At 44.2% G+C, this 21,596-nt stretch carries 21 protein-coding genes; 12 read left to right on the top strand and 9 right to left on the bottom strand.

Annotated elements, in window-relative coordinates:
- Positions 1-23: 23 nt before the first annotated feature.
- Complete coding sequence (locus CHU92_RS09560; protein ID WP_094414980.1) at positions 24-1,223, top strand: C1 family peptidase; 1,200 nt, start codon at positions 24-26, stop codon at positions 1,221-1,223.
- 545 nt (positions 1,224-1,768) lie between these two features.
- Here CHU92_RS09560 and CHU92_RS09550 read toward each other — a convergent pair.
- The 5 genes from CHU92_RS09550 to CHU92_RS09530 form a co-directional block, all read right to left on the bottom strand.
- On the bottom strand, positions 1,769-2,494 hold the full coding sequence (locus CHU92_RS09550) for a metallophosphoesterase family protein (RefSeq protein ID WP_094414976.1): 726 nt from the start codon (positions 2,492-2,494) through the stop codon (positions 1,769-1,771).
- 407 nt (positions 2,495-2,901) lie between these two features.
- Positions 2,902-4,047 (bottom strand): ATP-binding protein, encoded by a 1,146-nt coding sequence (locus CHU92_RS09545; RefSeq protein ID WP_094414974.1) that lies wholly within the window; start codon positions 4,045-4,047, stop codon positions 2,902-2,904.
- Positions 4,048-4,049: 2 nt separating this feature from the next.
- A complete protein-coding gene (locus CHU92_RS09540) occupies positions 4,050-4,472 on the bottom strand; it encodes a four helix bundle protein (RefSeq protein ID WP_094414972.1) in 423 nt (140 codons plus the stop codon).
- A 32-nt stretch (positions 4,473-4,504) separates the two neighbouring features.
- Positions 4,505-5,260 (bottom strand): SDR family NAD(P)-dependent oxidoreductase, encoded by a 756-nt coding sequence (locus CHU92_RS09535; protein ID WP_094414970.1) that lies wholly within the window; start codon positions 5,258-5,260, stop codon positions 4,505-4,507.
- Positions 5,261-5,354: 94 nt separating this feature from the next.
- A complete protein-coding gene (locus CHU92_RS09530; protein ID WP_094414968.1) occupies positions 5,355-6,224 on the bottom strand; it encodes an aldo/keto reductase in 870 nt (289 codons plus the stop codon).
- Between the two features lie 224 nt (positions 6,225-6,448).
- Here CHU92_RS09530 and CHU92_RS09525 point away from each other — a divergent pair, with 224 nt between their 5' ends.
- From CHU92_RS09525 to CHU92_RS09480, 10 genes are all read left to right on the top strand, one after another.
- Positions 6,449-7,453: an AAA family ATPase gene (locus tag CHU92_RS09525; RefSeq protein ID WP_094414966.1), complete on the top strand. Its 1,005-nt coding sequence runs from the start codon at positions 6,449-6,451 to the stop codon at positions 7,451-7,453.
- Between the two features lie 92 nt (positions 7,454-7,545).
- Positions 7,546-8,412 (top strand): DUF58 domain-containing protein, encoded by an 867-nt coding sequence (locus CHU92_RS09520; protein WP_094414964.1) that lies wholly within the window; start codon positions 7,546-7,548, stop codon positions 8,410-8,412.
- A 25-nt stretch (positions 8,413-8,437) separates the two neighbouring features.
- Positions 8,438-10,048 carry a hypothetical protein gene (locus tag CHU92_RS09515; protein WP_243389582.1) on the top strand — a complete coding sequence of 537 codons (1,611 nt, stop codon included), beginning with the start codon at positions 8,438-8,440 and terminating at the stop codon, positions 10,046-10,048.
- Positions 10,049-11,053, top strand: a complete 1,005-nt coding sequence (locus CHU92_RS09510) for a vWA domain-containing protein (RefSeq protein WP_094414962.1) — start codon at positions 10,049-10,051, stop codon at positions 11,051-11,053.
- 2 nt (positions 11,054-11,055) lie between these two features.
- Positions 11,056-12,093: a VWA domain-containing protein gene (locus tag CHU92_RS09505; protein ID WP_094414960.1), complete on the top strand. Its 1,038-nt coding sequence runs from the start codon at positions 11,056-11,058 to the stop codon at positions 12,091-12,093.
- An 84-nt stretch (positions 12,094-12,177) separates the two neighbouring features.
- Positions 12,178-12,852 (top strand): tetratricopeptide repeat protein, encoded by a 675-nt coding sequence (locus CHU92_RS09500; protein WP_317044687.1) that lies wholly within the window; start codon positions 12,178-12,180, stop codon positions 12,850-12,852.
- Between the two features lie 48 nt (positions 12,853-12,900).
- Positions 12,901-14,661 (top strand): BatD family protein, encoded by a 1,761-nt coding sequence (locus CHU92_RS09495; RefSeq protein ID WP_094415016.1) that lies wholly within the window; start codon positions 12,901-12,903, stop codon positions 14,659-14,661.
- A gap of 11 nt (positions 14,662-14,672) precedes the next feature.
- On the top strand, positions 14,673-15,419 hold the full coding sequence (locus tag CHU92_RS09490) for a tetratricopeptide repeat protein (protein ID WP_094414958.1): 747 nt from the start codon (positions 14,673-14,675) through the stop codon (positions 15,417-15,419).
- A gap of 85 nt (positions 15,420-15,504) precedes the next feature.
- Positions 15,505-15,786 carry a hypothetical protein gene (locus tag CHU92_RS09485; protein WP_129583049.1) on the top strand — a complete coding sequence of 94 codons (282 nt, stop codon included), beginning with the start codon at positions 15,505-15,507 and terminating at the stop codon, positions 15,784-15,786.
- The gene (locus CHU92_RS09480; RefSeq protein ID WP_243389581.1) at positions 15,783-16,784 is read left to right on the top strand and encodes a succinylglutamate desuccinylase/aspartoacylase family protein; all 1,002 of its coding nucleotides are present in this window, start codon (positions 15,783-15,785) and stop codon (positions 16,782-16,784) included. The genes CHU92_RS09485 and CHU92_RS09480 overlap by 4 nt, the downstream gene beginning before the upstream one ends.
- A gap of 7 nt (positions 16,785-16,791) precedes the next feature.
- Here the strand turns inward: CHU92_RS09480 and CHU92_RS09475 are convergent, their stop codons facing one another.
- On the bottom strand, positions 16,792-18,117 hold the full coding sequence (locus CHU92_RS09475) for a Fic family protein (protein ID WP_094414954.1): 1,326 nt from the start codon (positions 18,115-18,117) through the stop codon (positions 16,792-16,794).
- 71 nt (positions 18,118-18,188) lie between these two features.
- Here CHU92_RS09475 and CHU92_RS09470 point away from each other — a divergent pair, with 71 nt between their 5' ends.
- Positions 18,189-18,752, top strand: coding sequence for a 5-formyltetrahydrofolate cyclo-ligase (locus tag CHU92_RS09470; RefSeq protein WP_094414952.1), 564 nt, complete (start codon positions 18,189-18,191; stop codon positions 18,750-18,752).
- A 38-nt stretch (positions 18,753-18,790) separates the two neighbouring features.
- On the opposite strand, the gene CHU92_RS09465 is transcribed toward CHU92_RS09470, so the two are convergent.
- From CHU92_RS09465 to CHU92_RS09455, 3 genes are all read right to left on the bottom strand, one after another.
- On the bottom strand, positions 18,791-19,393 hold the full coding sequence (locus tag CHU92_RS09465; protein WP_094414950.1) for a lipoprotein signal peptidase: 603 nt from the start codon (positions 19,391-19,393) through the stop codon (positions 18,791-18,793).
- 75 nt (positions 19,394-19,468) lie between these two features.
- The gene (locus tag CHU92_RS09460) at positions 19,469-20,458 is read right to left on the bottom strand and encodes a TerC family protein (protein WP_094414948.1); all 990 of its coding nucleotides are present in this window, start codon (positions 20,456-20,458) and stop codon (positions 19,469-19,471) included.
- A 5-nt stretch (positions 20,459-20,463) separates the two neighbouring features.
- Positions 20,464-21,459: an NAD(P)H-dependent glycerol-3-phosphate dehydrogenase gene (locus CHU92_RS09455; RefSeq protein ID WP_094414945.1), complete on the bottom strand. Its 996-nt coding sequence runs from the start codon at positions 21,457-21,459 to the stop codon at positions 20,464-20,466.
- Between the last annotated feature and the right edge of the window lie 137 nt (positions 21,460-21,596).

The following is a 21,596-nucleotide window of genomic DNA, read 5'->3' as shown; positions in this document are numbered from 1 at the left end:
TCCGTAAACTAACATTAAACTCTATGCATAAAACAATTATTAAGCCGCTTATAGCAGCCTCAGTGCTTTTAGGCGGTATCAGCCAGGGTATGGCGCAGGACTACCTTGTAAACTCATTAAAAAATAACCAGAGCGCCAACAGCAAGGAAGCATTTAAATTTACTGATGTAATAAATATAGAAAATACACCCGTAAAAAACCAGGGATCGTCAGGAACCTGCTGGAGCTATTCGGCTAACTCATTCCTTGAATCAGAAATGATACGCATGGGCAAACAGCCTGTTGAAATATCACAGATATATACCGCCCGCAACGCTTATATTGAAAAAGGCAAAAATTATGTGCGCATGCACGGTGCCATTACACTGGGCGATGGCGGTGCGCTGCACGATGTAATAAACATGTATGCCAAGTATGGCGCCCTGCCACAAAGTGTGTACACCGGGCTTAACTATGGCACAACCACCAATAAGTTTGCCGAAATGCAGGCCATGGCACAGGGCGTGCTGGAAGCTGCTGTTAAAAATCCCAATGGCGAGCTTAGCCCTAACTGGATAAAAGCCTACACTGCCATACTGGATACTTACCTTGGGCAGGTACCGGAAACTTTTGAGTGGAAAGGCAAGAAATATACACCGCAAACATTTGCCAAAGAAGTAATAGGCATCAACCCGGCTGATTATGTGGAGATCTCATCATTCAAAGAATATCCTTACTATAGTAAATTCGTTTTGATGGTGCCGGACAACTGGTCGCTGGACCAGGTGTATAATGTAAAAATGAACGACCTGACTGACATTATTGATAACGCCCTTAAAAAAGGCTATACAGTTGGCTGGGCGGGCGATGTAAGCGAAAAAGGCTTCAGCTGGAAGAACGGCGTAGCCTATATTCCTGCAAAAAATGTGGCTGACATGACTGCCGAAGAAAAAGACGCCCTTTTTGCAGGCCCTAAAGCTGAGCTCGAAATTACGGAAGATATGCGCCAGGCAGCTTTTGACAATTACCAGACACAGGATGACCACGGCATGCATATAGTAGGCCTTACAAAAGACCAGAACGGCAAAGAATACTATATCATAAAAAACAGCTGGGGTGCAAGCAATGACTATAAAGGTTACATGTACATGACCAAGAATTTTGTCAAATACAAAACAACCGCAATCCTTTTAAATAAAGGAGGCCTTACCAAAGACATGGCTAAAAAACTGGAAATCAAATAATATACACCATACACAAATACCAATCGCCCCATAATCCCCGGGAGATTTTTTTATGCGTAAAAATATTTAGAAGTAAAGCAGTATCAGCCCCCATTGCCGGGCAGAACAGAGTGTGCGGCATACATCATAAAATTAATATGATTAGCACTCATGGGCTTATTGTTTATCTGGAGCGGGAGGCTCCTGGGAATTTTTATAAACGTATTTCGCNATCCCCGGGAGATTTTTTTATGCGTAAAAATATTTAGAAGTAAAGCAGTATCAGCCCCCATTGCCGGGCAGAACAGAGTGTGCGGCATACATCATAAAATTAATATGATTAGCACTCATGGGCTTATTGTTTATCTGGAGCGGGAGGCTCCTGGGAATTTTTATAAACGTATTTCGCGCTGTACGCTATATCTCCCCGCCGCGAAAGCAGGCGGCGGGGAGGATGCCGCTCCCATCGCGGCTAGCAGTTTTCTTTAGTACAGAAAGTGTAACCGGAAGACAGGATTACTGCCCGGCCGCAATGCCCTTCCGCTGCGTGAGTGCCGGCCCCATTCCTAATTCCTCCCATTCTCTTCCGGATACAGCATGTACACCGGGTCGCTCTGCCAGTATGCTTTAGTATCGGCATCCATAATAGTGAGCGGCCCTTTAAACGCCGCCCCGGTATCTACATTCCATACATTGGCCCTGTTTACGGGTACGGTTTCCCCTATACGTGTAACAGGGGTATGCCCTATAAAAATTTCTTTATACAAAGTAAACCGCTTGGGGTAGAACGGGCTGTTGTGGTCCAGCGACTTATCAAGCGCCAGGGCAGTTTCCCAAAGCGTACGCTCCCAATAAAACATCCGTGTAAAATATTCATGCTTCACACCGTTCAGGTTAGTGAAGCCGGCATGTACAAACAGGCGGTTGTTGTCGTCCAGGTAATAATCCTCAAGGCTTTCCAGGAACAATATATGCACCTGCCGCTTTTCTTCGGGCACATCTTTATATTTGCTTGTGGTAAGCTGCCCGCCGTGCGTAAACCATTCTTCAGTATACTCGCCCGTCTTCAGCCAGGAGAGCAGCAGGTCATCATGGTTGCCCCGCATAAATATGCAGCGGTGCGTCCGTTTAAGCCGAATAAGGAAATCAATAACTTCGGGCGACTGCCCCCAGCCGTCCACATAATCGCCCAGGAAAATCAAAAGGTCGTTCTGGGTAACCTCTGCTCGTTCCAGTAGCTGCAGCAGCGCTTTGTAGCTTCCGTGGATGTCTCCAATAATTAGTGTTCGCATCGTACAATAAAAAGTTCCCGTTTTTGTAAAGCTAAATGTATTAAATTGTATTCACAACCTTACATGGTATACAACTAAAAAATTAACTACGAAAAAACAATTACTTTCCCTTTTTCTGCTTTTATCCTTCAGTGGCTTCGCACGGCTGGCACCAGAAGTTTTGAAGGAAGGTGGCCCAGGCCGGGCTGGACAACCGTTAATGTAAGCGGCTCTACATCCTAGAGGCCTTACTGTTATTGGCGGCTACGCCAGCATAACCGCGGCTTATATTCATGGAGCAGGCGATTTTGAAGCGGAAGACTGGCTGATATCACCGCATTTTATCGTGCCTGAACAAAATATATTTATTAAATGTGACTACTTCACGGGGTGCTGCCCACTACAAAATCATAAAGCAATAATGAAGTTTAAGATGCCGCGTACTTCATTTTACGGAGTACGCGCATCGCTTCCTTAAAAGCAATATATACAGCCTCACCGGGCAGGGCTTTCAGCAGCGGCTTGGCATCAGCCAGCCTTTGCTTGGCATCATCAAATCCGTTCAGGTAGCAAAGCATGAGCGTTGAAGGCAAATTTTCCAGGTCTTTATGCTCGCGTTCGGATAGTGCCACACCTTTTTCAAGCTTGTCTAGCAGTGCAAGGTTAGCGTTGTAAATGTGGTACATCATACGGCGGTTATACTGTGGCGGCTCAAACAAAAGTGTTGAGTTAATATTATAATAGCCGTTTTCCTGGAACCTTATACTTACTTCCTCAAGCGGGTAGTAACTGGTTTTGTCATTAAGCCCCAGCGCCACATATTCCGTTATGGAAAAGCTGTCTTCATCATAACTGATGCTCACTTCATCAAGCGCAGAATAAAAGAGCTTTACCTGCTCATTTATCAGTTCAATATCAACCCGGGAGTAGTAGGTTTTGCCTTTAACTACTTTTTTATGCCCTGCCCAGCACACCACAAACAATTCTTTAAAAACCTTGTGCCTGGCTGTCATGTCCTTGTGCCGGTTGTTTATAAAGTCAAGCACACCATCAAGCGTGTGTGCAATACTGTTGCGCGAGTTATTTTCAATTTCATTCACGGTTTCGGCGTTGACTGAAACAAAAGGCCCTGCATCATCAACAGGTATGGAGTTGCTGCCACGCCTCATAAAAATAGTACCTGCCGGTATGGTATATATATTCTTTTTAAAATAAGAGGTGCGGTTGTTCGGCTTTATGGTTACAAGGCCTATAACCTTGTCTTTCGGCAGGCTGGGAAAAGGAACATTTTCATATTGTATTATGGGCGGATTTTCCAGAAAAGCGTTTACAAGGTTTTGTATACGGCTATCGTCATAAAAATCAGTTCCGGTAAGGGCGTTGCTGTGGTCTTCCACCCCCACTACAATATATGAATTATTGAAAGGGTTAGAGTTGGAAAGCGCACAGATATGCTTTACAAACTTAGCCTTGCCCTCTTTGGTGTGCAGGTTCAGCTGGCGCTTCTTGTCATAAAAGCTGCTCTCATCATTATGAGCCAGCAGGTTTTTTATGAGAAGGCGTTTATTGAGCATGTTTAAGGTTGTGAGTTATGGGTTGTAGTTTTGGGGTTGCTAAACTTACTGCCTTTGTTATTTGATGAATTAAGGCAAGACATAAAAGAGCCCAACATTTTGCTTTCAGTCTCAGCTTTTTGATAAAGAATATCGAATTGCGGCTGTGATATGTGCTTCTTGTCAAGGCTTCGATATAACTGGGATTTTAATTTCCCGCATGAACCTTTAGAAATACTTAAAAACTGTATAAATTCTCTATTTCCGTTTCTTTCAAAGCCTTCGGCAATATTATCCATAATTGATCCGCAAGAAAGGCTCATTTGGTTCTTAAGCTCAAAATCCTTTTGTAACGAAGTTTCTTCTATGAGGTTCCAAACATCGCGGCATATTTCTCTTGCAAGCTGCCAAACCTGTAAATCCTCAAAACGATCAATTTTTGCCATAAATATTTTTTAACTATTCTAACCCGCACCTCTCAATCCGCAATTTTCTTAACCTGCGTTGCCGAAGCCTGTGCAGTGGGTAATACAATTAAATCAGCAATATTTACATGATAAGGCCTTGTCACCACAAACGTAATAATATCTGCAATATCTTCCGGCTTTAAAGGCTCAAAGCCTTTATAAACACTGGCTGCCCGTTCAGTATCGCCTTTAAAGCGCACCTGGCTGAATTCGGTTTCCACCATACCCGGATTTATGGCGCCTACACGTATGCCATATTGGTTAAGGTCCATGCGCATACCCTGGTTCAGCGCGTCAACTGCATGTTTGGTAGCGCAGTACACATTTCCGTTGGGATATACCTCCTTGCCCGCAATCGAACCAATATTGATGATGTGCCCGCTCCTTCGCTCTGCCATGCCGGGTATTACGGCCTGCGAAACGTATAAAAGCCCTTTCACATTAATATCAATCATCATGTCCCAGTCGGCCACATCACCGGTTTCAATAGGGTCAAGCCCATGTGCGTTACCGGCATTGTTTATCAAAATATCTATTTTTTTGAATTCATCAGGTATAGAAGCAATAGCCTCATCGGTTGAACGGCGGCTGCGTACGTCAAAGTTCAGCGTATGCACCATGGTAAGTCCTGATAGCTCATCCTGCACTTCAGCGAGCCTGTCATCCCTGCGCCCGCAAAGCACCAGCCTGAAGTGGTTTTTGGCAAAATATCTTGCTGTAGCCCTTCCTATACCACTGGTTGCCCCTGTTATTAACGCTGTTTTCATTTCAGTTTAGTAGATTTTAAGATTTTATATTTTTCAGACTTTAATGTAATTTTTATTTGTAGCTGCTCACGGAAAACGGTGACTGCCCGCTAAGTTAAGGTACCTTTGTACCCATGCTTTCCGTCCAGATGGCAAACCAGTCCTGCAGTTCCAGGTTAATCTCTGTAGCCTTTACCTGCAACGCAAGGCGTTCTGCGCTGCATGACCCGCTTACAGGAATTATACCGGCAGGGTGGCGTAATATCCAGGCCAGCAAAATTACATCCGCAGGCATTTCATACTTAGCTACCAACGCTGCCAAAAGCAGCTTCAGCCTTTGGGCCTGTTCATTATCAGTTTTAAAAACGGAGCCAATAGGGCTCCAGGCCAGCGGGCGGATCTTATTCACCATCATATAGTCCAGGCTGCCATCAAGCATGGGCTGGTAGGCAGTGGCTGAAAATTCTATCTGGTTAACCGATACCTCTACCCTTGAGCGGATAAGGTCGGTCTGGCTGTTGGTAAAGTTAGAAAGGCCAAAACTGCGTATTTTCCCGTCTGATTTCAGTTTTGTAACCGCTTCGGCAATCTCGTCAGGGTGCATCAGCGGGCTGGGCCGGTGTAGCAGCAGCAGGTCTAAATAATCGGTTTGCAGGTGCCGCAATGAATTTTCGGCTGACCATATAATGTATTCTTTTGAGTAATCATAATGCTTCACCTTGTTTTGGCGGCTGCCAAGCGTGTGCTGTATCCCGCATTTACTGATGAGTTGTATGCTTTCCCGTGCAATGCCGCTTTGCTTAAATGCCTCCCCGAATTCTGATTCAGTGGTGTACCCGCCGTAAATATCGGCGTGGTCAAATGTGGTGATGCCAAGGTCGAGGCACGACTTTATAAGTGAAGCCATCTGCCCGGTGGTAAAGGCTGCTTTCCACACCCCCCAGTTCATGGTACCGGCAATAACCGGCGAAAAGGTAATATTCATTTTAATCAGACAAAATTTATACTTAAAGTGTAACGTTTCCGTTGTAACAGGTGTCAAATAGCGACACGCCGCCTAAAATTAGCAAAACTATGCCTATAACAGGGCTGCAGGCATCAATTAGAGCAATGTTTTAACATTACCTTAACAACCGCAAAATAAACTTAGGCAATGCATTTGCAATGTAAAAAAAGCTTATTAAATTCACACTCCAAAAATTAATAAAAATGGAAGAAAATACTTCAACTTTAGACATAAGGGCAATTAACGAGAAAATAGAAAGGGAAAGCGCTTTTGTGGACCTCCTCGTCATGGAGATGAACAAAGTAATAGTGGGGCAAAAGCACATGATAGAGCGCCTGCTGATAGGCCTTCTGGGCCAGGGGCATATATTGCTCGAAGGTGTGCCCGGCCTTGCCAAAACACTGGCTATAAACACACTTTCGCAGGCGGTGCACGGCACATTCAGCCGTATACAGTTTACGCCTGACCTGCTTCCTGCCGATGTGGTGGGAACCATGATATATAATATTAAGCAGAATGAATTTTCTATAAAAAAGGGGCCAATATTTGCCAACTTCGTGCTGGCTGACGAGATAAACCGCGCGCCGGCCAAGGTGCAGAGTGCCCTGCTTGAGGCCATGCAGGAAAAGCAGGTAACTATTGGCGAACAAACCTTTAAGCTGGAAAAGCCGTTCCTGGTTATGGCTACGCAAAACCCCGTGGAGCAGGAAGGGACCTACCCGCTGCCCGAAGCGCAGGTTGACCGTTTTATGCTAAAGGCTGTAATTGATTATCCTAAAATGGAAGATGAGCGCCTTGTAATACGCCAAAACCTTGCAGGGTCTTATGACAAAGTGAACCAGGTGGCAAGTATTGAGCAGATACTGAGGGCACAGCAGGCCGTACGCGAGGTATATATGGACGAAAAGATTGAGAAGTATATACTAGACCTGGTGTTTGCTACCCGCTACCCTGAAAATTATAAGCTGTCAGGGCTCAAGCCGCTTATTAGTTTCGGCTCATCACCAAGGGGAAGCATCAACCTTGCCATGGCGGCCAAATGCTATGCCTTTATAAAGCGCCGCGGCTTTGTTATCCCCGAAGACGTAAGGGCCGTAGTGCACGATGTACTACGCCACAGGATAGGCATTACCTACGAAGCCGAAGCTGAAAATGTTACGTCGGTTGATATCATCAATAAAATTGTGAATGAAGTTGAAGTACCATAACAAGTTACAAAGTTTGAATGTTGAAGGTTTTTCAGGCTCAACTTTATAACTTTCAACTTTATAACTTTCAACTTTATAACATTCAACAGTAGATGGATACAAAAGAGCTTTTAAGTAAAGTACGTAAAATAGAAATAAAGACGCGCAGGCTGAGCGACCACATTTTTTCAGGGGAATACCATACCTCTTTTAAAGGGAGGGGTATGACCTTTAGTGAAGTGAGGCAGTACCAGTTTGGCGATGATGTGCGCGCTATAGACTGGAATGTTACGGCACGCTACAACGAGCCTTTTGTTAAAGTGTTTGAGGAAGAAAGGGAGCTTACCATGATACTTATGGTTGATGTAAGCGGCTCGGAGAGCTTCGGCACAAAGAACCAGTTTAAAAAAGACATTGTTATTGAAATAGCTGCCACCATGGCGTTTTCGGCTACGCAAAATAACGACAAGATAGGCCTCATCCTTTTTTCTGACCGTGTGGAACTGTATATTCCTCCTAAAAAAGGAAAATCGCATGTGTTGCGCATCATACGCGAACTGATTGAATTTAAGCCCCAAAGCAACCGCACTGATATTTCGCAGGCGCTTAAATTCCTCTCAGGCACCCAGAAAAAAAGGGCCATAGTATTCCTTATCTCTGATTTTATGGCAGATGATTATGAGCGTACGCTAAAAATAGCAGGTAAAAAGCATGATGTTACCGGGGTGCGCGTATATGATATAAGGGAAGAAAAAATGCCTGATATAGGGATAGTGAATATGACCGACGCCGAGACAGGAGAGACAATACTGGTAAACACCGGCTCAAAGTCCGTAAGGCTGCAATATGAAAAGTACTATCAGGACAGGGTACAATATTTTAAGGAAACCTTCAGCCGTTGCGGTTCGGGTGCCGTAAGTACCCGCGTTGATGAGTCATACGTAACAAAGCTCCTCGGCTATTTTAAATCAAGAAGCTAAATTATTGCTGCCAGTGCCAAAAACAATGAACATAAAAAAATTATTCACAATACTGCTGGTTTTGCTTGCCACTCCTTTGTGGGCACAGCAAAAGCCATTACAGGCTGCTATTGATTCTGCCAGGATAAAAATAGGCTCGCAGGCCAACCTTACCATAAAAGCCACAGTTGACACTGCTGCCACAGTGCGTTTTCCTGAAGGCAGGAATTTCGGCCGGCTGGAGGTGCTGGAGTCTTATCCGGTTGATACCGTAAAAAAAGGCGCAATATATGAGCTGGTAAAAAAATACGGGCTTACCCAGTTTGATTCCGGCCGCTACATTATCCCTCGCCTGCCGGTGGTCATAAACAACAAGATGGTTTATACTGACTCCCTCCGCCTGGAAGTGAAAGACGTAAAGGTAGACACCGTAAAGCAGCAGATGTTTGATATTAAGCCCGTTATAGCCGCACCCTCTGCTTTTGGCTGGCTGTGGTATATTGTGGCGTTGCTGGCCCTTGCAGCTTTAGGTGCCGGAATTTGGTGGTATGTAAAGAAGCGAAAGGCACAGCCTAAAAAAGAAAAAGAAGTATTTGCCACGCCGATTGAAAAAGCAACCGCCAAACTTAAAAACCTGGAGAAAAAAGAGCTGCTGCAGCGTGGCGCGATAAAAGATTATTACAGCGAACTGACTGATATTGCTCGCATCTACATTGAAGAGGCCATACACATACCGGCTATGGAAAGCACTACCTCTGAGCTTATTGATGCCATGCGTGGGGCAGTGCAGCGGCGGAAAATGAGGCTTTCCCAAGAAACCTTTGAGCAACTTGAAAGGGTATTGCGCACTGCCGATATGGTGAAATTTGCCAAGTCGCGCCCTATGGATTTTGAAATTGCCGAAGACCGAGACGGGATAGAAAAAGCGATTGTGGTTATCGACAAGTCCATACCACAGGAAACAGAAGATGAAGAGGCGCTGGCAAATGAAATCCTCATGGCCCAGCGCCTGAAGAAAAAGCGCAGGAAACGCGTAATAATCGGCGTTTCAGTTTCAGCTTTCATCCTTCTACTGGCAGGTATTTTCTTCACAGGGCGCTATATCCGGGACAATGTACTGGGCCGCCCTCTTAAAGACCTGCTTGACAAAGAATGGGTAACCAGTGAATATGGCGTGCCTCCGGTTAAGATAGAAACGCCTGAAGTACTGAAACGGTTTAAGGATGAGAAAGTACTCAACAACCTGCCGCCGAATGTAAGTTCTTATCAAAAATTTAGTTATGAAGGCTTTGTTAATAATCTGCATATTGTAGTTGTGACAAACACATTTAAAGAGCCTGTGCAGATAGATCCTGAAAAAGCTGTTAATGGTGAACTTGCTGCTTTTGAAAAAAATTTCAAGGCAAGGAACATAGTTACTAAAATGGAAGAATTTACCAGTGACAAAGGCTTTAAAGGCATGCGTGCTTCCGGTACGATGACCATAACCATACCGCTAACAGGCAAAGAGGCAAAAGTATTTTATAATATTCTCCTGTTTACACAGCCTACAGCAGCCCAGGAAGTAATTATATTTCATGAAGAAGGTGATACGGATGCCGAAAAGATCACCGAGCGGATTTTAAACTCAGTTGAACTGGCAAAAGCAGTACAGTAAATGGATAAGGTAACATTTTTACATCCGGGCTTCTTCTGGCTTTTCTTAGCCTTGCCACCGGCAATTGCCTGGTATATCTGGAAACGGAAGCAACAGCAGGCCACGCTAACAGTCAGTTCGCTTAGAGGCTTTAAGGCAGGGCCTTCATTGCTGGCCAGGCTCCAGCCTGTGCTTTTCGCGTTTCGCATACTTGCGCTTAGCGCAGCTATAATAGCCATGGCCCGGCCGCGAAGTGTTGATGTAAACAGCAAAATAAGGACCACCAGGGGTATAGATATAGTAATGGCTATAGACGTATCCGGGAGTATGCTGGCACGCGACCTCAAGCCTAACCGCCTTGAGGCCCTGAAAGAAGTAGCTGCTGATTTTGTTGACGCCCGCCCTAATGACAGGATTGGCCTGGTGGTATATGCGGGCGAAAGCTATACCAAAACGCCTGTAACCAGCGATAAGGAACTGGTAAAGGAAGCTATAAAGTCAATAAAATACGATGATGCCGTGCTGCAGGATGGCACGGGTATTGGCGTAGGGCTTGCAACGGCCATTAACAGGCTTAAAGACAGCAAAGCCAAAAGCAGGGTTATCATCCTGCTTACAGATGGTGTTAACAATGCCGGCTTTATTGACCCGCGTATGGCTTCGGAAATAGCTAAAGAATATGGCATTAAAGTATATACAATAGGCATAGGTACCAACGGCAATGCCGAAATGCCTTATGCAAAAAGGCCTGATGGTCGCTTTGAGTACCGGGTAATGAAAGTGGAAATAGACCAGGAACTCATGAAGCAGATTGCGCGCACTACTGATGGCAAATACTTCCGCGCCACCAGCAACCGCTCGCTTAAAGCCATATATGAAGATATTAATAAGCTGGAAACAACAGAGATATCAGAGCAGAAGTTTTATAATTATGATGAAAAGTTCAGGCCTTTCCTTCACTTCGCACTGGGCCTGTTGTTGGCTGAAATAGTAATCAGGAAAACAGTTTACAGAAGCTTTATTTAATTATGTACGAGTTAGACGACCCTAAATACCTGTACCTGCTGGCAATAGTACCTCTACTACTGCTGCTGTTCCTGTATGAACTGTACTGGAAAAACAAAAAGCAGAAAGAGTTCGGGGATGCCGAACTGGTAAAAAAACTGAGCCCGGACAGGTCTGTATTCAAGTCGGCGCTAAAGTTTACCGTATTAATGCTGGCAGTGTCAGGCATAGTAATTGCTTTGGTGAATCCCAAAATAGGCTCTAAGATGGAAACCGTGAAGCGAGAGGGTATCGACATTGTTTTTGCCATAGATGTATCCAGAAGTATGCTGGCCGAAGACGTAGCGCCTAACCGGCTTGAGAAAAGCAAACAGATAGTATCGCAGATTATCAACCAGCTTGGTACCGACAGGATAGGTATTATCGGCTATGCCGGAAGCGCCTACCCTGTATTGCCTATAACTACTGATTACAGTGTGGCGAAGATGTTCCTGCAGAGCATGAATACTGACATAGTGTCATCGCAGGGTACGGCTATTGCCGATGCTATTGAGCTTGCGGGCACTTTTTTTGATGACCCGAATACAAGCAGGCTGGTAATCCTGGTTTCTGACGGGGAAGACCACGGCGAAGGCAGCGAGGAAGCCGCTGAAAAAGCACGTGAAAAAGGTATAAAAATAATTACCATAGGAATGGGTACTGAAAAAGGTGGGCCGATTCCCCTAAAGCGGAATGGCGTTACCGAGAGCTTTAAACGTGACAGCAACGGTGAGGTAGTGGTTACAAAGCTCTACCCTGATGCCCTTAAAGCTATTGCTGCCCGTACAAAAGGCGGTTATATATATGGCGGTAGCTCAAGGCAGGTAACGGATTATATTAAAAATGCCCTGCAGAATATAGAAAAAACAGAATTTGAGGCAAAACAGGTAGCAACGTATGAATCACAGTACCAGTGGTTTTTAGGGGCGGCTTTCCTGCTTTTGCTGCTGGAGGTTTTCCTGCTGGAGCGTAAAACCGCATGGATAAGGAAGTTAAACCTGTTTAACGAAAAAAAACAATGAAGTTAAAAATAACATATTGTTTTATACTGATAGCAGCAACCGCTTTTCCGCAGGAGAAAGATCAGTGGCTGCCAAAAGGCAATAGTGCATTTAACGATAAGGATTATATCTCTGCTGAGGCACAGTACCGTATATCAGGTTCCAAGACCCCCTACTAAGGCAGCTGCCTCCTACAACCTTGGGAATGCCATATACCGGCAAAATTATGCAGGTGAGGCCCTTTATGCTTACTCAAAGGCCATAACCAATGCCAAGTCAAAAACAGAGAAGCATATGGCTTACCACAACCTGGGAAATACCTATATGAAGGAAAAGAAGTACCAGGCAGCCGTGGAGGCCTATAAAAATGCCCTAAGGAACAATCCTTATGATGAAGAAACAAGGTACAACTATGCCCTTGCCAAAAAGATGCTGAAAGATAACCCTCCGCCTCCTGAAAAGCAGGACAAAAACAAGGACAAACAAAAGGATAAGAACCAGCAGCCGAACGAACCTAAAGACCAGCAAAATAAAGACAGCGGCAAAGACAACGAAAAAGATAAAAATAACAAAGGCGACCAAAAAGACAAAGGGCAGGACGAAAAGGAAAAGCAGGACAAAAGCGGCGGTAACCAGGAGCAACAGGGGCAGGCAAGCCCTTCAAAACAGCGGATGGAGAACCTGCTCGATGCCATGGATAACGAAGAAAAAAAGGTACAGGATAAGGTTAATGCCTCAAAAGCAAAATCAAGGCCGGTAAGGCAGGAAAAAGACTGGTAACAATTTTCATGAAAGGATCTAATGTTTAAAGTGTTCAGGCCAAAAACAATGAAGAAATACATTCTGTTACTCTTATTACTATCCATGCCCGGGCTTTATGCCCAGGTTGAATTCAAGGCGGTACCCAGTAAAACCAAGCTGGGTATAAATGAACGGCTGCGGGTTGAGTTTACCATGAATGAAGACGGTGACAATTTTATGCCGCCGTCATTCCAGGGCTTCAGGGTGTCGGGCCCCAGCCAGATGATAAGTAACTCCTGGATAAACGGCAAGCGCAGTTTCAGCAAAACCTATACTTACCTGCTTACACCAATGGCCAAAGGCACTTTTACCATAGGGCAGGCTTCTATTGAAATTGATGGAAAACCTTATAAAACCTCCCCGTTTAAAATTACAGTTACCGAGGCAGTTAAACTGACCGACCCTACCGACCCTTACAGCCCGCCGCAGCAGATACAAAATGTTTCGGATGAAATTCACCTGGTTGCTGAGGTAAGCAAGGCCAGCCCCTACGTTAATGAGCCCGTTACCGTATTGTATAAATTGTATGTAAGCCATGAAATTGGCATACGCAGTTCCCGGGAGGTATCGAGCCCCAAGTACAATGATTTCTGGAGCCAGAGTATAGACATTAAAGATTTTGTAGTACAGGAAGGCCAGTATAATGGCAAGGACTTCCGCTATGTAGTACTTCGTAAGGCAATATTATACCCACAAAAAAGCGGAAGGCTTGAGATTGAGCCGCTTTCACTGGAACTTTTGATGGATGTGCCCACAGGCAGGCGCGATTTCTTCGGGCGGGCATTTATAACCCAGGCTAATAAAATAGTTTCGGCAGACAAGAAGTACATTACTGTAAAGCCGCTCCCGGAGAACAACAAGCCTGCAGATTTTACCGGTGCGGTGGGCAAATTTGATTTTAAAGTAACGCCTTCAAAAACAAGGCTTAATGCCGGCGAGTCACTTCAGCTTACCGTGTCGGTATCAGGCAAAGGCAACCTCAAGCTGTTTAACCTGCCCAAACCTGTCGTACCGGCGGCACTGGAAATGTATGACCCTGAGCATAAAGAAAAGGTAAGCACACCGCTTACAGGCATGCAGGGCAGCATATCGGATGTTTATACCATTATCCCGCAAAACAAGGGCAAGTATCCTGTAAAGGCTATGTCGTTTTCTTACTTTGATCCCACCACAGGCCGCTACAAAACCCTCACATCCCCCGAGATTATGATTGATGTGGAAGGCAGCCCCGTGGCTTCGGCTGATGGCAATGCGCCCGTTTCGCAAAAACAGAAGGTAGAAGCCGGTGAGCAGTTCCGCTTCATTGCCCTGGAAACTTCGCTCAGGCCTGCGCAAAGAGATGATTTCCTTGGCTCAGGGCTCTTCTATTCGTTGCTGGCCGCACCATTCCTGCTGATACCTTTAGTAGTAGCGCTAAGGAAGAAAAAGCAGGCAATGGACAGTGATGTAGCGGGCAACAGGATTAGGCAGAACAACAGGCTGGCGAAAAAATACCTTTCTGAGGCTAAAAAGCACCTGGGTAATAAAGAGCCTTTTTATATTTCACTTGAAAAAGCGCTGCACAATTTCCTGAAAGCCAAACTTACTATTGAAACATCTGAAATGAGCAAGGAAAGGATAAAGGAGTTCCTGGTTTCCCGAAATGCCGATGCGGGTACCATTAACGGCTTTATAGCTATAATGAACAGCTGCGAATTTGCCCGTTATGCGCCTTCTTCGGGTGCGGCCATGCAGCAGGATTACAACAATGCCGTATCCGTAATAACAGCCCTTGAAAAGCAGATCTAAGTTTAAATATTATGAAAAACCTGGTTTATATAGCATTATTTTTTACCCAGGCACTGTGGGCACAGCCTGCTTTTGATAAAGGCAATGCCTTGTACAGGAAGGGCAAATATGAAGAAGCTATACAGCAATACGAAAGTATTTTAAAAGAAAAAAAACAGTCGGCTGAGCTATATTTTAACCTCGGCAATGCCTACTACAAAACAGGCAGGATTGCGCCGGCTATCTATAATTTTGAAAAAGCATTGCAGCTGAACCCTCACAGCAAAGATATTAAGACCAACCTGGGGTTTGCACAGCGGATGGCCATTGATGATATCAAGGCAGTGCCTAAAGGCGGCATAAGCAGGTTACTCTACCGCTTTGCCGGCAGGTATCATTATGATAGCTGGGCAAGGGCTGCAGTGGCTTTTGCCTCGGCTGCCTTCCTGTTCTTTTTAGGGTATTATTTTTCGGGCATTATCTCCAGGAAGCAGATCTTTTTTGCCGGTATGGGTGTGGCTGTTGCCGCGATGTGTATCAGTATAATTTTTGCTTTTTTTGTACGGTCTGAAGCCGGAAAAGACCGCCCGGCCATAGTGTTTAGCGAAATGGTTTCTGTAAAGGGCGAACCCAATAACAGTGCGCCCGACGCTTTTATACTGCATGAAGGGGCAAAGGTAAATGTTACCGATACGCTTGATAACTGGAAAAAAATCCAGCTGCCGGATGACACGGAAGGATGGCTGCACAAAGATGCCGTGAGGGAACTGAATAATTAAGGTTTACTTTTCCGTAGTTTTTATTCAAAATACCCGGATTACGCTTCCGGCCCCTGAAAAACAATGATGGAAGGTTTCCGGCACCGTGCAGAAGATCATTGGCTTCTCCAGAGTAGCCATGCAGGAAAGTTCCCGGGATAGACTGGCGCCCGGGCTTAGCCGCGATGGGAGCGGCATCCTCCCCGCCGCCTGCTTTTGCGGCGGGGAGATACAGCGTACAGCGCGAAATGCAATTTATAAAAAAGCCCCAAAGCCTGCCGCTCCAAAGCCAAAAGACCAACTATTACTACAGTACCGGAAGCAGACTATTACCGCTGTGGCTACAATGGTTTTAAAAATGTATATTTACAGGGTTGTGTATATATGAAATCACCGCTGTTTATACCTATGGCCAGACCAAAAGCAATTACGATACTGGGCGAAACCGTGTTGCCCGGGGAGAGCAAAACTATTAACATGGAAATTGCGCGCCTGCATACCATGACCAAACTTAAGATACCGATTATCGTAGAACGGTCAAAAGCGGAAGGGCCTGTGGTATTATTTACCGCGGGCTTGCATGGCGATGAGATAAACGGTATTGAAATTGTGCGCCAGATTATTGCCAGGAAGATAAACAAGCCGAAAACCGGCACGATTATCTGTATCCCGGTTATCAATGTGTTTGGCTTTGTGAATAAAAGCCGTGAGTTTCCTGACGGGCGCGACCTGAACCGTGTTTTCCCGGGTAGCAAAACAGGGTCGCTTGCCAGCCGATTTGCCTATTACCTCCTGACAGAGGTTATACCGCATGTGGATTATTGTGTAGATTTCCACGCAGGCGGGGCCAGCCGCTTTAATGCGCCACAGATACGGATAGTGCCTCACAATGAAGAGCTAAAGAAATTATCGGATGTTTTTAATGCGCCGTTTACGCTTTATTCAAAGAACATAACCGGGTCGTTCCGCAGTTCCTGTGATAAACTCGGCGTGAAGATGCTGTTATTTGAGGGAGGCAAATCGCTGGATATCAATATGGATATTGCCGGGGAAGGTATTGAAGGGGCTAAGCGGTTCCTGGATTATTTCGGTATGCTGAACCCCAGGAAACAGGCAAAAGTGGCGCCTGCACCTTCTATTTATATAGAAAAATCTACGTGGGTAAGGGCACGGCACTCAGGGTTGTTCCAGAACAGGACTGCCGCCGGCAAGTTTGTTGCAAAAGGGGAAGTGATTGCCTGCATAACCGATCCTTTCGGTAAGTTTGAGCATAAGGTAAAAGCGCCAAACTCGGGCTATATCATCAACTCTAATGATGCGCCTATAGTTTTCCAGGGCGATGCAATATTTCATATTTCGCAGATGCTGACTAATAGTATTGAATAGTTTCAGGTTATAATTCCTGTTCTTTCTCAGCTATTTTTTGTTCTATAAAGTCTTTGTGGCGTTTGATTTCTGGTATCACTATACTATCTAATTGCTCATCTACTATATCAACTCCGTAAGGCTTTTCAATGATTTTTTCATCGTCTTCATTATAAATTAAAAATTTAGTTTTTAAAAATTTAATTTTTAGCTTAGTTGCATAGCTAAATTCATTAAATCCTACAGTTGTAAATTTTGAGTATAAAACAACCATCTGTATACTGGCAAATGAATGCAAATTCAGCTGTTTTAACTCATGGATATTGTAAGGTTTATTTATTGAGGAAGGAATATAAAAAAATAGTTCATGTTTTAAATATAGTTGATTGAGTACCTTACTCTTTTCAATCAACTTATTATATATTTTCAAACAAATATTATCTAATAAAGCCCTTACACTTTCTTTGGTTTTGCCAATATTAGACCTTTCCCCTAATGCACTTAGTCTCTTCTCCAACAAAGCAATCTCTTTATCAATATCATCCGGTTCTTCAGTATCTTCACCTTTAGCGCCGGCAACCATTATTTGCAGTGACCGTACCAGGTTTTTAGCAATGTAGGTTACAAAGGCTTCAATATTACCGGCATCGGCTAACTGCAAAGCTGAAAAATAATTGGCCTTGTCTTCTGTTTTAATAATAACAGGAGGGTATCCAAATTTCATTAAAATAAAGTTCATTAAAATCCTTGCTGTCCTTCCGTTACCGTCATCAAAAGGATGTATCCTGATGAACTTGTAGTGAAATTCTGCGGCAAGTAATATGGGATTTACTTCTTTTTCCTGGATTTTTTGGTTGTACCACTCCATCAATGCTGCCATTTCAGCAGGTGTTTCTTCGGGTGTGGCAAAATAAAATATCTCTCCTGTACTTGTCCGTACATGGTTAGGAGATGTTTTGTAGCTGCCAATGCTTATCCTTTTTTTTGTAGGCTGCCCGTCTGAGGCCTGCGCGTCAGCTTCATAAGGCTCAACTAATAAAACTTCATGCAGTTCACGTATCAGGTTTTCCGTCAAAGGCCTTTCCCCCTTTATAATTTCTTCAATCCAGAGTATGGCATCATTATGGCCTTTAATTTCCGAATGGTCTTTAAGCGGTTTGCCTTGTGCTGTAAGCCCAAACATAATAAGCGCTTTTGTCTCACCATAAGTCAGCGAGTTCCCCTCTAAATTATTAGAATGGTAATTCCAGTCCAGGCGGAACTTCTGCATAATCTTCGCCTCCTGCTCCTTATCAATAGGGCGCAGTCCGTCAAGTTGCTTTTTAAGTTCCAGCGCCTGTACAATTTCTTCCATAATCTATTTGCTTTAGAAGTTAAAGATACAGAAATTGCAGTATGATTGCATAATGAAAATCTGCTGTAAAAATGACCAAGAAAGAACTCCGCAGCAAATATAAGAGCTTAAGAAGCCTGTTCTCGGCAGAAGAAGTCGGGGAGCTGAGCCTTAAGGTAGCCAACATGCTGTTACAACTGCCTGTGTGGGATAAAACCTATTACCATTTGTTCCTGGCCATGGAAGAACAGAAAGAAATCCATACGGATTTTATCCTGCAGGTACTCCAGGGCAGGGATAAAGAAGTGGTTGTATCACGCTCCGATTTTGAAAGCTGCTCCATGGTACACTACCTGCTTACGGATACCACAAAACTTGTAAAAAATGCGTACGGTATTCCTGAACCTGCCGGTGGCCTTGAGGTGCCCCCCGCCAGAATAGATGTGGTTTTTGTACCCCTGCTGGCTTTTGACCGCAATGGCCACAGGGTAGGCTACGGAAAGGGGTTTTATGACCGTTTCCTGCGGGAATGCAGGGATGATGTTATAAAAATAGGGCTATCGTTATATGAGGCGGAAGAGAAACCGATAGAAGCCAATACTACTGATGTGCGGCTGGATTATTGTGTGACGCCGCTAAGAGTTTATAGGTTTTAAATAATTATGATGCTCTCAGGATGTGTTGTTAGTGGGGATTAACTTTTACCGAAAGCCTTTTTATTGAACACAATAAGTATCCCTACACCTACTGATATGGCAGCGTCTGCCACGTTGAATATGGCATTAAAGAAGGTAAAATACCTGCCTCCCCAGACAGGCAGCCAGGCAGGCAGGTTGCCACTCCAGATGGGGAAGTAAAACATATCGACCACTTTGCCATAAAACAGTGTCCCATAAGGCTTATCAGCAAATATTGTGGCTACCTGGCCACTACTATGGTCAAATATAACTCCGTAGAATACCGAGTCTATAATATTACCGAAGGCGCCCGCCAGGATTAACGCGATGGAAACAATAAGGTAGGGCGACTGCTTTTTCTTGACCGAATCCCACAGCCACCAGCCTATACCGCCTACGGCTACAATCCTGAACAGCGTAAGTATCAGCTTTCCATAGGAACCGGGAATCTCGGCACCCCAGGCCATACCTTCATTTTCAATGAAATGTATCCTAAACCAATCCAGCCCCAATACGCGGAACCATTCGCCTTCAAAAAAATGGGTTTTAACATAAATTTTTGAAATCTGGTCTATCAGTAATATAACCACAACAATAAGACAGGCTCTTTTCAATGACATTCAGAACAATTTTTGGGCAAAAATAAGCCAAAATATCAAATTTACCGGTTATAGGCAGGAAAAGTGAATAATGTTTTATTTTCCCGGCTGTTTTTCCCCCGGAAAAATAAAAGAAGCGATAACCGAAATCCCGAGTATGCCACCTACAATGGCAAGCGATACCGGCGATGAGATGTGCCAGAACGGGTTGATAAGCATTTTGAACCCGATAAAAGCCAATATTACAGCAAGGCCATAATGCAATTTGCTAAACATGTGCATAAAATTGGCCAGCAGGAAGTACAGGGCCCTTAACCCAAGTATGGCAAAGATGTTTGATGTATATAATATAAATGGGTCATTTGGCGCTATGGCAAATATGGCCGGTATGGAATCAACCGCAAAAATAAGGTCTGTAAACTCAATAACTGCCACTACTACAAGCAGCGGGGTCGCTATCCGCTCGCCATTAACTTTAATAAAAAACCTGTCGCCTTCAAAATTCCTTGTTACCTTGAACATCCTGTAGATAATTTTTGCGCCCGGGCTTTTGTGGAAATCTTTGTTTTCATCATTGTCTTCATGAGCTGACCAGGATTTAATGCCGGCAAAAACAAGGAATATCCCGAATATAGACAATACGGCATTAATTTGTACTTCTTCTCCAAACAAATTCATTGGCGGCAGGTAGGTAAGGTTTATGAGTTCTACTCCTGTAAAGATGAATATGGCCCGGAAAACCAGCGCGCCGATGATACCCCAGAAAAGCACTTTATGATGAAGGTATTTCGGCACATTAAAAAACCCGAAAACAAGTATAAAAACAAACAGGTTGTCAACCGAAAGGGCTTTTTCAATCCAATAAGCGCTCTGGAACTGTGTGAATTGTTCAAAGCCAAGATAGTAGTAAATCACCCCGCTGAAAATCATTGAAAGTGAAATCCACACGATGGACCACAAAAGAGCTTCCCTGTTTGACACCACATGGCTTTTCTTATTAAACACACCCAGGTCTAGCAGCAGCATGATGATGACTACTACAGAAAACACTGCTAAAATGCCCGGATGGTTTATAAGGTGGTCCATAGTAATTAATTGAGTTTTTCCGTCAGCTTATTAAATTCGTTTTTTGCGTCCTTTCCTTCATATAATATGCCGTGTACGGCGTCAATTATAGGCGTTTTGGCACCCAGCTCACTGTTCAGCTTATGGGCGCTTTTGGCGCCATAATACCCTTCGGCCACCATGCTCATTTCCATCATGGCGGACTTTACCGTATAACCTTTGCCTATCATGTTGCCGAACATCCTGTTCCTTGAGAAGACGGAATAACCGGTAACCAGCAGGTCGCCGAGGTACGCAGAATCATTAATGTTCCGCTTCATTTTGTGTACTTTCCTGATGAATTTCTTCATCTCCCTTATGGCATTGCTCATCAGCAGCGCCTGGAAATTGTCGCCATAGCCAAGGCCATGCGCGATGCCTGCCGCTATGGCATATATGTTTTTGAGCATTGCGGCATATTCCGTACCCACAATATCATCAGAAATTTTGGTGCGGATGTAATGGCTGTTGAGGTTTTTGGCCATCCTTTTTGCCTTTTTTTCGTCACCGCAGGCGATGGTGAGGTAGGACAGGCGCTCCAGCGCTACCTCTTCGGCGTGGCACGGGCCTGTTATTACACCAATATTTTCATAAGGGATATTATATTTTTCATGAAAATGTTCCCCAACTATAAGGCTGGTTTCAGGTACGATACCTTTAATTGCAGAAAATATAACTTTGCCTTCAAGGCTAACTGTGAGCTTTTGAAGCTCACCTCCTAAAAAGGCAGAAGGTATAGCAAAAATAATATAATCCGCATACGCTACAGCTTCGTTGATATCGCTTGTGAGGAAGAGTTTGGCAGTGTCAAACTCAACCGAACTAAGATAGTTAGGATTGTGTTTCTGCAGCTTTATGTGTTCTATGGCATCATTATTCCTCATGTACCATGCAATCTGCCCGAGATTAACGCAAAGCATCTTGGCTATGGCTGTAGCCCAGCTTCCCCCGCCTATAACTGCAAATTTAGGAGTTTCATTCATCAGTATCTACTATTAAAATGCCAAAAGTACTTAAAATTGCAGCACTCAACAATATAATATCGGCAACAGCTATTTGATAGTAAAAATTTTTAAATGAAGTGGTTTAAACTTTTATTTTATTAAATTTCTTTAGTGCG

The sequence above is a fragment of the Flavobacterium cyanobacteriorum genome (assembly GCF_002251835.1).
GTDB lineage: Bacteria > Bacteroidota > Bacteroidia > Flavobacteriales > Flavobacteriaceae > Flavobacterium > Flavobacterium cyanobacteriorum.
This window is presented reverse-complemented; position numbering and strand designations above follow the sequence as displayed.